This window comes from Caballeronia sp. ATUFL_M2_KS44 (assembly GCF_023630965.1).
Classification (GTDB): Bacteria; Pseudomonadota; Gammaproteobacteria; order Burkholderiales; family Burkholderiaceae; genus Caballeronia; species Caballeronia concitans.
The window spans coordinates 233,787-248,856 of record NZ_JALQEA010000067.1 but is presented as its reverse complement, the minus strand read 5'-3'; the positions used below and the strand labels follow the sequence as shown (position 1 = coordinate 248,856).

12 protein-coding genes are annotated in these 15,070 nt (G+C 65.4%); 3 read left to right on the top strand and 9 right to left on the bottom strand.

Annotated elements, in window-relative coordinates; translation table 11 throughout:
* Positions 1-10: 10 nt before the first annotated feature.
* Genes NCR39_RS28765 through NCR39_RS28730 form a run of 8 tightly spaced genes read right to left on the bottom strand, consistent with a single transcriptional unit; the run spans position 11 to position 9,007 of the window.
* A complete protein-coding gene (locus tag NCR39_RS28765; protein WP_250456186.1) occupies positions 11-1,567 on the bottom strand; it encodes a sugar ABC transporter ATP-binding protein in 1,557 nt (518 codons plus the stop codon).
* The gene (locus tag NCR39_RS28760; protein WP_250456185.1) at positions 1,564-2,217 is read right to left on the bottom strand and encodes a DUF2291 domain-containing protein; all 654 of its coding nucleotides are present in this window, start codon (positions 2,215-2,217) and stop codon (positions 1,564-1,566) included. The genes NCR39_RS28765 and NCR39_RS28760 overlap by 4 nt, the downstream gene beginning before the upstream one ends.
* 18 nt (positions 2,218-2,235) lie before the next feature.
* Entirely contained in the window at positions 2,236-2,886 is a 651-nt protein-coding gene (dhaL, locus tag NCR39_RS28755) for a dihydroxyacetone kinase subunit DhaL (protein ID WP_250456184.1), read from the bottom strand.
* Positions 2,874-3,908: a dihydroxyacetone kinase subunit DhaK gene (locus tag NCR39_RS28750; RefSeq protein ID WP_250456183.1), complete on the bottom strand. Its 1,035-nt coding sequence runs from the start codon at positions 3,906-3,908 to the stop codon at positions 2,874-2,876. The genes dhaL and NCR39_RS28750 overlap by 13 nt, the downstream gene beginning before the upstream one ends.
* A gap of 10 nt (positions 3,909-3,918) precedes the next feature.
* Positions 3,919-4,851 carry a sugar phosphate isomerase/epimerase family protein gene (locus NCR39_RS28745; protein WP_250456182.1) on the bottom strand — a complete coding sequence of 311 codons (933 nt, stop codon included), beginning with the start codon at positions 4,849-4,851 and terminating at the stop codon, positions 3,919-3,921.
* A gap of 36 nt (positions 4,852-4,887) precedes the next feature.
* The gene (locus tag NCR39_RS28740; RefSeq protein ID WP_250456181.1) at positions 4,888-6,396 is read right to left on the bottom strand and encodes a glycerol-3-phosphate dehydrogenase; all 1,509 of its coding nucleotides are present in this window, start codon (positions 6,394-6,396) and stop codon (positions 4,888-4,890) included.
* 29 nt (positions 6,397-6,425) lie between these two features.
* Positions 6,426-8,030, bottom strand: a complete 1,605-nt coding sequence (locus tag NCR39_RS28735; protein WP_250456180.1) for an FGGY-family carbohydrate kinase — start codon at positions 8,028-8,030, stop codon at positions 6,426-6,428.
* Positions 8,030-9,007, bottom strand: a complete 978-nt coding sequence (locus tag NCR39_RS28730; RefSeq protein ID WP_250456179.1) for a sugar-binding transcriptional regulator — start codon at positions 9,005-9,007, stop codon at positions 8,030-8,032. The genes NCR39_RS28735 and NCR39_RS28730 overlap by 1 nt, the downstream gene beginning before the upstream one ends.
* 176 nt (positions 9,008-9,183) lie before the next feature.
* Here NCR39_RS28730 and NCR39_RS28725 point away from each other — a divergent pair, with 176 nt between their 5' ends.
* The 3 genes from NCR39_RS28725 to NCR39_RS28715 all read left to right on the top strand — a co-directional run bounded on the left by NCR39_RS28725 (position 9,184) and on the right by NCR39_RS28715 (position 14,150).
* Positions 9,184-10,701, top strand: a complete 1,518-nt coding sequence (locus tag NCR39_RS28725) for an FGGY-family carbohydrate kinase (RefSeq protein ID WP_250456178.1) — start codon at positions 9,184-9,186, stop codon at positions 10,699-10,701.
* Positions 10,702-10,716: 15 nt separating this feature from the next.
* The gene (locus NCR39_RS28720) at positions 10,717-12,453 is read left to right on the top strand and encodes a glycerol-3-phosphate dehydrogenase/oxidase (protein ID WP_250456177.1); all 1,737 of its coding nucleotides are present in this window, start codon (positions 10,717-10,719) and stop codon (positions 12,451-12,453) included.
* Positions 12,454-12,653: 200 nt separating this feature from the next.
* Positions 12,654-14,150, top strand: a complete 1,497-nt coding sequence (locus NCR39_RS28715) for an argininosuccinate lyase (RefSeq protein WP_250456241.1) — start codon at positions 12,654-12,656, stop codon at positions 14,148-14,150.
* 17 nt (positions 14,151-14,167) lie between these two features.
* On the opposite strand, the gene NCR39_RS28710 is transcribed toward NCR39_RS28715, so the two are convergent.
* On the bottom strand, positions 14,168-15,064 hold the full coding sequence (locus NCR39_RS28710; protein ID WP_250456176.1) for an NmrA family NAD(P)-binding protein: 897 nt from the start codon (positions 15,062-15,064) through the stop codon (positions 14,168-14,170).
* Positions 15,065-15,070: the final 6 nt, after the last annotated feature.

Sequence of the window (15,070 nt, the reverse complement as noted above, 5' to 3'; positions counted from 1 at the left end):
ATTGCTACGATCAGGCCACCACGGCTTCGCCCGAAGCGGCCATGATGTCGTCCTTGTTGGCGTCGGGGCCGAACTCCGCGGATATCTTGCCGCGCCGCATCACGATGATGCGATGCGCGACACTCAGGCACTCGCCCACTTCCGAGGTCGAGTACACGACGGCGAGCCCCTTCTTCGCGTTCTCGGCGAGCAGGCGGAATACTTCCGACTTCGCGCCGATATCGATGCCCCGGCTGGGTTCATCGAGCAAGATGACTTTCGGATTGGTCGCGAGCATCTTGCCGATCACGACCTTCTGCTGATTGCCGCCGGAAAGCGAACGGATCGACGCGCCCGCGCCCGAGGTCTTCACGTGAACGTTACGGATCGACTGCCCGACGAGCTGGCGCTCGGCGGGCGGCGACATCAGCAGGCCCTTCACGAACGTGCGGATGCTGGCAAGCGACATGTTGGCGCCGACGCTCATCGTCGGCACGAGACCGTCGCGCTGGCGGTCCTCCGGCACCAGCACGAGGCCGCGCCCGATGCGCGCGGCAATGCCGAGCCCCGCCATGTCCTCGCCTTCGAGCAGGATCTTGCCGCCCGTCACCGGCAAGCGCGTGCGTCCGGCCACGGCTTCGAGCAGCTCGGTGCGGCCCGCGCCCATCAGCCCATAGATGCAGACGATCTCGCCCGCGCGCACCTCCAGCGACAGATGATCGACGACCGATGCGCCCGAGCCGGATTCGTCCGCGACGCTGACATCGTCGATATGCAGCGCGACGTCGCCGAATGCATAGCCGGTCGGCGGCGAACCCAGATCGAAGTTGTCGCCCACCATGTTGCGCACGATCCAGCCGAGATCGATATCCTTGCGCTCGGCCGTGGCGGTGATGCGCCCGTCGCGCAGCACCACCGCGTAATCGGTCACCTGCAGCGCCTCTTCGAGATGATGCGAGATGTAGACGATCGACACGCCACGGCTCGTCAGATCGCGTATCACCTTGAAGAGCACTTCGACCTCGGATGCGCTCAGCGCCGAGGTCGGCTCGTCCATGATCAGGATGCGCGAATCGACGGACAGCGCCCGCGCGATTTCGACCACCTGCTGCTGGCCGAGGCGCAGATCGCGCACGAGCGTCATCGGATCGACGTCTTCTTCCAGTTCCTGCATGAGCGCGCGCGTCTGCCGCGCTTCTTCCGCGAAATTCACGCCAGTGCGCGTGCGAATCTCGCGGCCCATGAAGATGTTGTCGCGCACGCTCAGATTCGGCGCGAGGCTCAGTTCCTGATGGATGATCGAGATGCCGTGATCGCGCGCATCGCTCGACGAAGTGAAAGCGACACGCTTGCCGTCGAGGTCGATCTCGCCGGACGTCGGCTTTTCCACGCCCGAGAGGATCTTCATCAGCGTCGACTTGCCCGCGCCGTTCTCGCCGAACAGCGTCGTGACCTTGCCGCGATGGATCTCGAAGTTCACGCCCTTGAGCGCATGCACGCCGCCATACGACTTGACGATATCTCGCGCCGACAGCAGCACGCCGTCTTTCGCCGGGGCTTGTGCGGGGGTTTCGGTCAGTGTGCTCATTTCACGTCCAGCTTGACGGGAGTGACGAGCCAGCCGTTCGGATTCACGAGCTGGAAGACGCCGACGACCGAGACGGTCTTGCCCGTCAGCTTGACCGTATCGACCTTGGCGAGAACCTGCTTTTTCATCGCCGTGTTGATCGCATAACCCGCGTTCTGATAGTCGATCTGATTCGTGAACTGGCCGAAGCTGATGTCGCCCGTGGCGTCGCGCAGATCGGTGCCGTTGATCGCCGGGCCCGTCTGCACGCGAATCAGGAGCGAATCCGGCAAGCCGGGCACCTTGACTTCATAGACGCCGGAATCTTCCTTGCCCGCCACGCCGGTGAACTTCACCGACATTTCCGGCCCGATGCCGCCGCCCGCCACGCCGTATTGCTTGCCCGCCGCGTCCTGATCCTTGGCGATGGCCGCGGCCAGCGTGGCCGCATCCACCGCGCGCTTCTCGATCGCCGCCTGCGTTTTCGGGAACTGCTTGTTGCCGTACGCCTCCGGCTCGAACTCCTTGGTTTGCGTATCCGCGCCCGAGCCGATCTTCACGACCTTCGTGCTCATCGCCATGGCGGCGAGCAGGATCAGCAACAGCACCACCTCGATCAGCAGGCGAACGCCGCGGTTCGGATGTCTCTTCGTCGATGCGACCGCGCTCATTGGCATACCTCCATCGCTTCAGTCAGTTTCATGTTTGCCCCACTCGTTGGCCATCACGTCGAGCACCATCGCCGCGCTTGCCGCGCCGGGATCCACGTGTCCGAGACTTCGTTCGCCGAGACGCGCGGACCGGCCCTTGGTGGCGACCATCGATCGCGTCGAATCCGCGCCCGCCGCCGCGGCCTCGCGAATGCGCGCCATGATTTCGCTCACCGGCAAGCGGTCCGCCATGCCTTGTGCGGCCACCGCCGCTGCGGGCGCCCACACGTCCACCATCGTCTTCTCGCCGGTCTCGGCCTTCCCGCGCGAGCGAATGCCCTCCGCCATCGCGACGATCAGGCCGGGCGCTTCGTTCATCGGCATCTCGGCGCGCGCGCCCGCAGCCTTCGCCGCGCGCATGAACGCCGTGGCGTACAGCGGTCCCGACGACGCGCCGACCGCGTTCAGAAAGCCCTTCGCCGCCGCGTTCAACTGGTCCGCGAGCGTCGCCCCGGCGGGCAGCGCATCGACCGCTTTCGAGGCGGCGCCGAAGCCCTGCTCCATCGCGATGCCGTGGTCCGCGTCGCCGATCACGCCGTCGAGCCGGCAGAGTTCGTCGCGCGCCGCCGCGATGCTCTGCGCGAGCGCGCGAAAGAGATGCGCCATGTCGGCGGTCGTCAGCGCGCGCATCGTGCGGCCTCCTGCTGAAACATCGCGCATTCGCACGGGTGATCGATGAGCCGCTGAAGCTCGTCGTCGAGATGCATCACCGTGATCGATGCGCCCGCCATCTCCAGCGACGTGCACAGCGGCCCGACCAGCGTTCTGTGCACGACGAGACCCGCGTCTTTCAGGCGCTGCGCGACGCGGCGGTTGAGAATGTAAAGCTCCATGAGCGGCGTGGAGCCGAGCGAGTTGACGAGCACGGCGACGCGATCGCCCTTCGCCGCGCCCATCTCCGCGAGAATCGCGTCCATGATTTCGTCCGTGATGGCGTCGGCGGTGCGCAACGCCTCGCGGCGCATGCCCGGCTCGCCGTGAATGCCCATGCCGATTTCCATATCGCCGGCAGCGATCTCGAAATTCGGACGGCGCGTCTGCGGCAGCGAGCACGGCGCGAGCGCCACGCCCAGCGTGTAGGTGCGGGCGTTGGCGTGACGCGCGACGCGCTCCACGTCGTCGAGCGGCATCATCAGATCCGCGGCGGCGCCCGCTGCCTTGAAGATGAACACGTTGCCCGCGACGCCACGCCGTGTCTCGCGCTTTTCGCGCGGCGCGGACGCGATGTCGTCGGTCGTCAGCACCGTGCGCGCCTCGACGCCTTCCAGTTCGAGCATCTCGGTGGCCATGTCGAAGTTCATCACGTCGCCGGCATAGTTGCCGTACATGAACAGCACGCCCGCGCCGCCGTGCGCGGCGAGCGCCGCATCGACGGCGGGCTGCGGCGGCGGGGACGCGAAGACGTTGCCGATCACCGCCGCATCGGCCAAACCCTTGCCGACGAAGCCGAGAAAGGTCGGCTCGTGGCCCGAACCGCCGCCGATCACGAGCGCAACCTTGCCTTCGCGCGGACCGTGGCGCGCGATGATCGCGCGCGGCGCGGATTCGCTGCGCATCAGCAGATCGCCGTGCGCGGCCATGACGCCTTCCAGCATTTCGTCGACGGCGGCGTCGCCGTCATTGATCAGCTTCTGTGTCATCGTGTCTGGCATCGTCGTGTCCTCAGATGTGCAGGTCTTGCACGCCGCTGTCGAAATGCGGCGCCCAGAACGCCACCGATTCCGCGATCTGTTCGACCACCTGACGATCGGTCGGCTCGCGTTCCTTGAACGACAGCTCCAGGCAGATTTCGTTGTCGCGGCCGCCGCCGTCGTGCAGCGCGCGAATCAGCGGTTCGGGCTGAATGCGGCCGCGCGCGTTGTACTCGGCGGTGAACGGGCGATGCCCGCCCTTGTCCATCAGCGACTGCTTGATGTGGATGATCGGCGACACGCGCGGCACGGCGCGCGCCCATGCGTAGGGATCGAAGTCGTCGGGGTTCGGGCTCGTGACGTCGCCGTGATCGATGTCGGCCATCATCCACATGGGAATAGCCGTCTTCGCCGCGCTGAGCCGGTCCTGAAGCGCCATGCACGCGGCGATGGTCTCGCCGAATTCGCGTCCGACCGACATCGGTTCCCAGAACACGTACTTCAATCCGGCCGCCTTCGCGTGTTCCGCGACTTCGGCCCAGCAATCGATGGCGGTCCGGATCAGCGCGTCGCGGCGCGCGGCGTCGTCGAAATCCTTGTACGTGAAGATGGCGAACTGCGTGCCGATGGAATCGCCGCCCAGGTCCGCCGTGATGTCCGCGAAGGTCTTGAACCAGTCGATGTAGTAGCGGCGCACATCGGCATCCGGATGGCCGAAGTGGTTCAGACGGCCATACGGCCCGGTCATGCCCGACGTGATGCGCACGCCGGTGCGCGTCATCGCCGCGCGCATCTCGCGGGTGAGGCGGCGCGTGACCGCCGCCGGCCACGACGGGTTGATGAACTCGTGCGTCAATTGCACGTCCCGGACCTTGATGTCGTGCGCGATCGTCTCGATCAGATCGCCCGGCTCGGCGAAGCGGTTCACCAGCGGATTCGTGTTGAGTGCAAGCGTGAATGCCATGTTCGTCCCGTCTCCTGTATGTTTCGGCGCGGCCGCTTACGCGGATTGCCTGACGAGGCTGCCAAGCCACGCCTCGAACGCGGACTTCTGCGCCGCGCTCATGTGCAGGCCGTGCTTGGTGCGGCGCGTGAGCATGTCTTCCGCCGTCGCAGCCCATTCGTGGGCCATCAGATAGCGCGCTTCCGCTTCGTAGAAATTCGGCCCGAACTGCGCGCCGAGACCGTCGAGCGACGTGGCGCCGTCGATCACCCGCGCCGTGAGCGTGCCGTAGGTCTGCGTGTAGTAGCGCAGCAGGCTGCGCGGCAGCCAGTCGTACTGGCTTTGCAGGCGCGCGGTGAAACGCGCCACATCCGCGTCTTCGATGTCGCCGCCCGGCAGCGTCGCGGAGGCGGTCCAGTCGGCGCCCATCGACGGGAACGTGCCCTTGAGCCTTTGCAGCGCGTGCTCCGCGAGTTTGCGGAAGGTCGTGATCTTGCCGCCGAAGACATTGAGCAGAGGCGCGCCGTTGCTGTCGTCGAGATCGAACACGTAGTCGCGCGTGACCGCCGATGGATTGCCCTTGCCGTCGTCGTAGAGCGGCCGCACGCCCGAGAACGTCTGCAGGATGTCCTGGCGGCGCAGCGGATGCTTGAAGTAGCGGTTCACCGCCGACAGCAGATAGTCGATCTCCTCGTTTGAAATCTGCACGGTTTCCGGCGCGCCGTCCCATGGAACATCGGTCGTGCCGATGAGCGCCTTGTCGCCTTCGTAGGCGTTGATGAAGATCACGCGCTTGTCGTGGTTCTGCACCAGATAGGAATGCGGGCCGTCCCAGAACTTCGGTGTGACGAGATGGCTGCCCTTCACGAGCCGCACTTTGCGCGTCGAGGTGGCGCCCGCGCGCCCGATCACGTCCGATACCCACGGCCCCGCCGCATTGACGAGCGCCCTGGCCGTCACGACGCGCGTCGAGCCGTTGCGTGCATCGCGCAATTCGACGCGCCACGCGCCGCCCTCGCGCCGCGCCGATACGCACGCGGTGCGCGTGAGCACTTGCGCGCCGCGCAGCGCGGCATCGACCGCATTGAGCACGACGAGGCGCGCGTCATCGACCCAGCAATCCGAATATTCGAAGCCGCGACGGTACTCGTCCTTGATCGGCGCGCCTTCGGGGTTGCGCCACAGATCGAGCGACCGCGTGCCCGGCAGCTTCTTGCGGCCGCCGAGGTGGTCGTACAGAAAGAGGCCCGTGCGCACGAGCCACGCGGGACGATCGCCCGGACTGTGCGGCAACACGAACCGCAGCGGCCAGATGATGTGCGGCGCGGCATTGAGCAGCACTTCGCGCTCGATCAGCGCCTCGCGCACCAGCCTGAATTCGTAGTATTCGAGGTAGCGCAGACCGCCGTGCACCAGCTTGCCGGAACGCGACGACGTGCCCTGCGCCAGATCGTCCTTTTCGCACAGGATCACCGACAGCCCGCGGCCTGCCGCATCGCGCGCGATACCCGCGCCGTTGATGCCGCCGCCGATGACACACAGGTCCACCATGTCTCTCTCGCTCATCTCAGCGTTCCGTGTCGATGTGCTCGACGTTAGTTGAGGGCTGCGGAAACGGCTTCTGGCCGATGCCGCGACTTCAGCAGCCGCGCGGTCTCATCCCACGTCGGCGCGAGCGCCTGACGCGCGTGGCGATAGGCCGGAAAAAGCCGCGTGTAGAGCTGGGTCAGTTCGGCATCCGGCGTTTCGAGTTCTCCCAGGAGCGGCGTCACCCATTCGGCGATGCACGCGTCCATGTCGGCGTGGACGCCGAGCGCGACCGCCGCCATCATCGCCGCGCCCGCCGCGCCGGCTTCCTCTCGCGCGGAAATGCGCGTCGGTGCGCCGACCACCGCGCCGAGCACGCCGCGCAGGGCGCGCGAACGCGTCGCGCCGCCGGTGAGGCGCAGCTCGTCGGGCATCGGCAGGCCCATCGACGTGTAGCAGTCGCGCGCCGCCATGCCGAGCCCTTCGACCACGGCGCGGAACAGGTCCGGATAACGGCTTTCGCTCGTCAGTCCGATGAAATCCGCGCGGGCGTTGGGATCGACGAACGGGCCGCGCTCGCCTGCATCGGAGATATAGGGGTGATACAGCAGCGCGCCCGGACGCCCGGATTGCAGCCAGCCGTCGATGCATTTCATCCGGTCGGCGTGCGAGAGACTCGTGCCGAACTGCCTGAGCAGATCGCAGGCGAGATTCAGCGCCCAGTCGACGTTCAGGGTCGCGGCCATGTTCGACTGCACCTGCGCCGACATGCCGGGCAGCGGCAACGCGATCACATAGCCCGTGCCTTCGGCGTTCAGATGCACGTCTTCGTTGCGCATCGCGCGCATGTGCATGCCCGTCGAGCCGACGATCGAGCAGCTCGCGCCCGCCGCGCCTTCCGTATGAATGCCCGCGCCCAGCGCGGTCAGCACGATATCGACGAAGCCGAGACACACGGGCGTGCCTTCGAGAAGGCCCGTCGCGCGCGCGGCATCCGCCGACAGCGGATGCGTGGTCTCGGTGCCGTCCACGATGTCGGGCAGCAAGCCTCGCCACTCGACGAGGCCGAGCGCGTCGATCACCGTGTCGTCGTAGCGGCGCGTCCGGAAGTCGCCGAAGGTGAAGCTCGCCTCCGACGGATCGGTTGCGCGCACGCCCGTCAGATTCAGGTACAGCCAGTCCTTGCAATGCAGCGCGACTTCGGCGCGCTTCAGCACGTCGGGCATCGTCGCGGCCATGTGGGCGATCTGCGCGCCCTGGCTGCACGACGCGAGCCCCGTGCCGGTGGCCTCGAAGCGCGCCCGGCTCGATGCGCCTTCCTGCAGCCGCTGCACGGTGCTCGCGGCGCGCGCATCGAGCCACAGCCATGCATCGCTCGCGGGACGATTGTCCGCGCCGACGAGCCATGTGCCGTCGCCCTGCCCCGTGACCGCGAGTCCGCACGTGCGCTGCGCGAGACCTTCGACTTTCGCGCCGAGATCGCGCAGCGTCTGCGCGCAGTCCGCCCAGGTCCGGTCGAGCGGCTGGGTCGCCGCGCCGTCGGCGCTCGTGGTGTATCGGTTCGGCACCGAAGCGACGGCGATTTGCCGCCCGCTGAGATCGAAGGCCACGGCCTTGATGACCGACGTGCCGGCGTCGATGCCGATCAGCAGATCGCGCGTGTGCCCGTTCATCACGCGTGCTCCGCTGCGGTGGGCTCGTCGTTGAGCGCGAGCGCCGACACTTCGTCGGTGATCAATCCGCTCAACAGGCCGCTCTTCAGCACGGCGCGAATCGCCGCGATCTTCGACGCGCCGCCCGCGATGCCGACGATGCGCCGGCCCTTCAGATCCTCCAGTTCGGGCGCCACGGTGCGCGCCGCGAGCGACGTCTCGACCGATTCGCCCTCCGCGCTGAAAAAATGCCCGAGCACTTCGCCCGCACCGCCCATCTCGCGCACTTCGTCGATTTCCGCCGGCTCGATCATCTGCGAGGCGACCAGTTGCGCGTCCGCGTTCACCGAGCCGATGCCGACGAGCATCAGATCCGCGTGCGCCGCCAGATCGAACACCTCGCGCGCGCCGCGCTGCGACAGCAACACTTCGCGATCCTCGGCCGTATTCGCGAAGAACGGCAGCGGCATCACGTAGGACATCGCGCCCGTCTGCTCGGCCAGACGATGAATCACGTCATAAGGATTCGCCGTGTATTTGCGCGTGACGCCGCCCAGCAGCGAGACGAAGCGCACGGTGCCCGCGTCCATGCGCGGAATGTTCGCGACGGCGGCCGCGAGCGTGCGGCCATGCCCGATGCCGATCACGCCGTTCTGCAACGCGAGGATCTCGCGCTGAAGGAACTGCGACCCGGCGAATCCCAGCGCGCGCAACGGCAGTTCGCCTTCGTTGAGATCCGGAACGACTTCGCAATAGCTGAGACCGTAGCGATGCGCGAGTCCGGCTTCGAGCACCGCGCATTCGGCCACGTCGCCGTCGATGCTGAATTTCACCGCACCGCTCTGGTTCGCACGCATGATGAGCCGATGCGCCTTGAGGCTCGTCACCCCGAGACGCGATGCGACGTCCGCCTGCGTCTGGCCGGCGACGTAATGCAGCCACGCCGCGCGGATCGCAAGGCTGTCTTCGGCATCGCGCCTGTCGGCGGATTTCGTCATGTCGTCTCCATGAGCACGTCGAAAAGTGATATTTTTTTAATGCGCTGAAATTTTTTTCAGTTCAGTCACGATAGGCACTCGTCTCTTCCATCGCCATCCGCGCTAACCCTAGCTTGGGAGCGTCGGCAAAAAAGACCGGGACGGCCTGTCAGTGACGTAAAAAGAACGGAGACACGATGGAGACGTATCTGCTGGGCATCGATAGCGGATCGACCGCGACGAAGGCCGTCATCTTCGACACATCCGGGCGCACCGTCGCCGTCGGCAGCCGCCGCGTGGAGCAGCGGCAGCCCCGCGCGCGGCATGTCGAGCGCGACATGCGGGAGACATGGGACGCCGCCTGCGGCGCGATTCGCGATGCGTTGAGCCAGATTCCGGGCGGCGCGGTGGAAGCCGTCGGCGTGACCGGTCACGGCGACGGGCTCTATCTCGTCGATGACGCCGGCGCGCCGCTCGGGCCGGGCATCCTGTCGCTCGACAGCCGCGCGTTCGACGTGCACGAACAATGGCGCGAGCAAGGCGTGCTGGATCACGCGCTGCAACTGACCGGGCAGCGGCCTTACGCCTACGCCGCCGTCAGCCTGCTGAAGTGGATCGAGCGCCACGAACCCGAGCGGTTCGCCCGCATCGGCCACGTGCTGTTCTGCAAGGACTGGCTGCGCTTCTGTCTGACCGGCGTATTCGCGACGGATCCGACCGAAGCCAGTTCCTCGTTCACCGATGTCAACACGCAGACCTACAGCGACGATGTGATGGCGCTCTACGGGCTCACGGCGATCCGGCGCGCGCTGCCGGACATCGTTCCGTCCGCGGCGCAGGCCGGACGGATCACCGCGTTCGCCGCCGCGCAGACCGGCCTCAGGGAAGGCACGCCCGTGGCCTGTGGCCTGCATGACGTCACATCGAGCGCGGTCGGCATGGGCAATTCGGAGCCGGGCGTGTTGTCGGTGACGGCGGGCACGTTCAGCATCAACGAGATACTCTCCGACCGTCCGAAGCTCGATCCGCGCTGGTCTTGCCGAAACGGCACGCGCGCCGGTCAATGGATGAACATGTCCATATCGCCCGCGTCGTCCAGTAACGTCGACTGGGCGCTGCGCGAGCTTTTTCGCCACGAGACGCGGGAAGCCGCGCGGCGCGGCTGCTCGCTGTTCGATCTGATCGGCGACGAAGTGCAGGCCGCGTTCGACGAACCGGGCGCCGTCATGTTTCACCCGTTTCTATTCGGCTCGCCGTTCGAACAGCCTGCGAGCGCATCGTTCTTCGGCATCCGCTCGTGGCACAGTCGAGCCCATCTCGCGCGCGCCGTGCTGGAGGGCATGGTGTTCAATCATCGTTGGCACATCGAAGCATTGGCCAGCGCCTTTCCCGCGCGCCGTGCGGGGCTGACCGGCGGCGGATCGTCGAGTCCGATGCTGGCGCAGTTGTTCGCCGACGTCCTCGGCCGCGAGATCGACATTCCGGAGAGCCAGGAGGCCAGCGCGCACGGGGCCGCGCTTTGTGCCGGCGTGAGCGTGGGCCTCTTCGCGTCCCTGTCCGATGCCGCCGCGCGTGCGTGCCGCGTGCAGCGCACCCACACGCCGGATGCCGCCCGGCACGCCCGTCTCGACGATGCATACCGGTTGTGGACGCAACTCGCCGCCGCCGTCCAACCCCTGTGGGCCGCGCTCGACCGCCCGCCCGCCGCACAATGAAGCCGGAGAACGACGATGACCGAACGACACCGCGATTTCTTTCTCGACCGGCTGAAGCGCGATCCGAAAATCAGCGTGTTGATCATTGGCGCAGGCATCAACGGAGCGGGCCTGTTTCGCGACCTGTCGTTGCAGGGCGTCGACTGCCTTCTGATCGACAAGACCGACTTCGCTTCCGGCGCGAGCAGCGCGCCGTCGCGGCTGATTCACGGCGGCGTGAAGTATCTGGAGACAGGAGAGTTCCGGCTTGTCGCCGAGTCCACGCTGGAGCGCAACCTGTTGCTGAAGAATGCACCGCATTTCGTGCTGCCGCTCGAAACCGTCCTGCCGATTCACTCGTACTTCGGCGGACTGCTCTCGTCCGCTCTAAGGTTCTTCGGTATGAAGGCGAAACTTGCCGATCGCGGCGCCGTCGTCTCGAAGATCGGACTCGCCCTCTACGATTTTCTCGGGCGGCACGACCGCACCATGCCACTGCACCGGTTTGCGTTCAGGAAGCGCTCGCTCGCGTCGCTGCCCCTGCTCGATCCCGCCATCAAGGCGACAGCCACGTATTACGACGCCAAGGTCACGCATGCGGAGCGCCTGAACTACGAACTCGTCGCCGATGGGCTGGCTGCGTGCGCTGAATCGGCGGCGGCGAATTACGTGAGCGTCGCGCGCGCGGAAGGCGGCGTCGTGTGGCTGCGCGATCTCGTGAGCCAGTCGCTCGTCGCGGTCGAACCGGATGTCGTCGTCAACGCGGGCGGCGCCTGGATCGACAGCGTGAATGCGGCGCTCGGCATCGAACGGAAATACATCGGCGGCGCGAAGGGATCGCATCTGATCGTCGATCATCCGGAGCTGCATGCGCAGTTGCGGGGCCGCATGGTGTACTACGGCTCGAAAGACGGACGCATCTCGCTCGTCTATCCGTTCATGGGCAAGCTGCTGATCGGCTCGACCGATATCCGCGTGACCGACCCGGACCAGGTGCGTTGCGAAGACGACGAGGTCGCCTACATGCTCGGCGTGCTCCGCGAAGTGTTTCCCGGCGTGGCGCTGAATGAGTCGGACATCGTGTTCCGATACAGCGGCGTGCGCCCCTTGCCTTATTCCGACGCTGCGAATCCGGGCGATGTCAGCCGCGATCACGCGATGCACGTCGATCGTCTGCCGGGCGCGCAGACGCCCGTCCTTTCGCTCGTCGGCGGCAAGTGGACGACGTTTCGCGGCTTTGCGGCGGCGGCCGCCGACGACACGCTCGCCCGACTCGGACGTTCGCGCAAGGCCGACACGCGTCACGAACCGATCGGCGGCGGACACGGCTTTCCGCGCGATGCAAAGGCGCGCGCCGCGTGGATCGACGACACCGCGAGGCGCTTCGCGGTATCGACGGTACGCGCCGAAACCCTGCTTTCACGCTACGGCGCGACCGGATTCGATGTCGCTGCTGACTGCGCGCAAGCGCACGATGACGGCCCGGACCGGCCGCTCGCGCACGAACCGGGCTACACCGTCCGCGAAATTCGATACCTGTGCGAGAACGAAATGGTGACGCACCTCGCCGATCTATTGTTTCGACGCACGACTCTTGCGATCTCCGGCTTGTTGACGAAAGCGCTCGTGTCCGAAGTCGCGGAGACCGCTGCGCCGGCGCTTGGCTGGGACGCGAACCGACTGCAGCAGGAAATCGACGCAACGTGCAGGGTCGCACGAGAACGTCATGGAATGGCGCTCGCCAGCGACGAGACATATACGACAGTCCGATGAGCGAGGCGCGGTGCCTGATCCGGGAGTGAAAACAGGTGTCGTTTCAGCCTTTGTCACGAGGCGGACTCGCTTTGACCACTGAGCCGTCGCGGTCGATGGCCGACGCGCTTAAGGTGCTGCGATTAGAATCGTCGGCTCGGCTTTCAGCGCGAAGACGCTCAAGCGGCCGATATCAACGGAACGACAAGGACATCGAGACCATGCCCCGAATGAAGGTACTGCCGTTCGTCATCACTCTCCTTCTCCACGCTTTGCCGGCTAGCGCGCAACAAACAACGAACCGGGACGAGTTTTACTGGCTGGGCGAAATCAACAAGGCTACTGCCGTCATCAATACGCAGGAGGGTTTGCTCGATAAAACGCTGGCGCCCGGCATCGCGGCGGGTCTCGCTAAAGTGCTTCACGACGGCAATCAACCCGGCGGCAAACGCCCTGCCACCGTCATCACTTTCGAGCCGCTTCTGATTCAGGCTGCGGGCATGGATGTCACCCTTCTGCACGCCGGACGATCGAGTCAGGACATGCATGCCACGTATCGTGCAGCCATATTGCGCGACGACATGCTCCGCCTCGCCGAGCAACTGGACAAGACGTCCGCGACAATCGTCACGCTCGCGCAGAAGCATGAGCACACCATCGTGCCGAACTACACCAACGGCGTCGCAGCCCAGCCGAACAGTTATGGCCACTATCTCCTCGGCTACGCTGCCGCGCTCGATCGTGACGCGCAGCGCATCCGCGAAGCGTACGCGCGCATCGATCTGTCTCCGATGGGGACAACGGTTCTGAACGGCACGAGCTGGCCACTGGACCGCGTTCGCATGGCCCATTATCTGGGCTTCCCCGATATCGTCGACAACGCCTACGATGCGCATCAGATTGCGGCGGTCGATCATCCGGTCGAAGTCGGATCGATCGTCACGGAAATCGCGCTTCATGCGGGCAGCTTCATCGAGGACGTCATGACGCAGTATGCGCAGCCGCGTCCGTGGATTCTCCTTCAGGAGGGCGGCGCCAACACCTACGTTTCCAGCGCCATGCCTCAGAAGCGCAACCCTGGCCTGCTGAACTCCACGCGGGCCGACGCATCCACCGCCATTACGCTCGCGATGGGGCCGGTCATTCGGGCGCACAATCTGCCGCCGGGCATGCCCGACGCGAAAGAAGTCAGGGACAACAAGGAAATGGTGAATAGCGCCATTACCGTCCTGAGAAAGTGGGATCAGATTCTGCAAGCGCTGGTGATCGATCAAGGCAGAGCGCTGGATGAACTGAACAGCGACTGGACCGCATCGCAGGAAATCGCCGACGTGCTGATGCGCAAATACAAGTTGCCTTTCCGACTGGGACATCACTTTGCGTCGGAGATCGTGGAATACGCGAGGGCGAACAATATCAAGCCCAGTGATTTCCCATACGAACAGGCGAAGCGAATCTATGCTGAAACCACTAAAGGTTATGGCGATGGCGTGCTTCCGATGAGCCAGGAAGAATTTCGCGCGACGCTCGATCCGATCGCGATCGTCAACAACCGGCGAACCATCGGCGGCCCGCAACCCGCCGAGATGGAGCGCATGCTGACCGCGGCGAGAGCGAACATCGCGCAACGTGATCAATGGGTGAAAGAGAAGCGCGCGAAGATCGATTCATCGCTGGCCGGCCTCGATCGTGACTTCGACAAACTACTGAGCGAATGACATCCGAGCCTGCCGGATTATGGCTGCGCATCAGGCGTGAATATCTCGCGATTTTGAAGGACGTAATCGCGCACGGTCATCGGCTTGCGGCCAGTGATCCGTTCGACCGTGTCGTCGTGACCGGCAAACTCACCCGCCTGATACGCACGATAAACCGACGTGATGTGCTGAATGAAATGCTCCGGCAGTCCCGCGTGTCCGAGGCGCGCCTCGAATGCATCGAGGCTTTCCGGCACATAGCGAATCGTGCGTCCGAGCGTATCGCCGACAATCCGCGCCACTTGCTCGTGATCGAACTCTTCCGCGCCGAACAACGGATACGTCTTGCCGATGTGATCGGCAGGTTCGAGCAAGATGCGGGCGATGACACGCCCCTGATCCGCAGCGGCAATCGGCGCGTGCCTGCCATCTCCCGCAGGCACGCTCAACATGTCATGCTTCACGATCTGCGGCAGTTGAAAACCGTACGTCAGCCACTCCATGAAAAATGTGGGTCTCAGATGCGTGACCGGGACACCGCTCCAGTCGAATACACGTTCTCCATACCAGTGTGCGAGCGCGGCATGGCTCTGTGCATCGGCTTTCGCGCTGATCTGAGACATGTTGACGATCGATTGCACACCGGCGACTCTGGCGGCCTGTGCGAAATACACTGTCGCCTCGATGAGTTGCGGCTGCATGATCGGATACACGAAGTACGCGCCCGAGACGTCTCGGAGCGCGGCCTGAACGGCCTTATCGTCGAGCAAGTCGCCGGTCAGCACGTCCACGCCCCTCGCGCGCAATGCCGCCGCGCGATCGTCGTCACGATGCACGAGCGCCCTCACGCGGGCACCGTGCAGAAGCAATTCGTCGATGGCGGCCCCGCCTGTCGCGCCGGCCGCTCCGGTAATCAGGTATAGCTCGTCTTTCATGTTCGC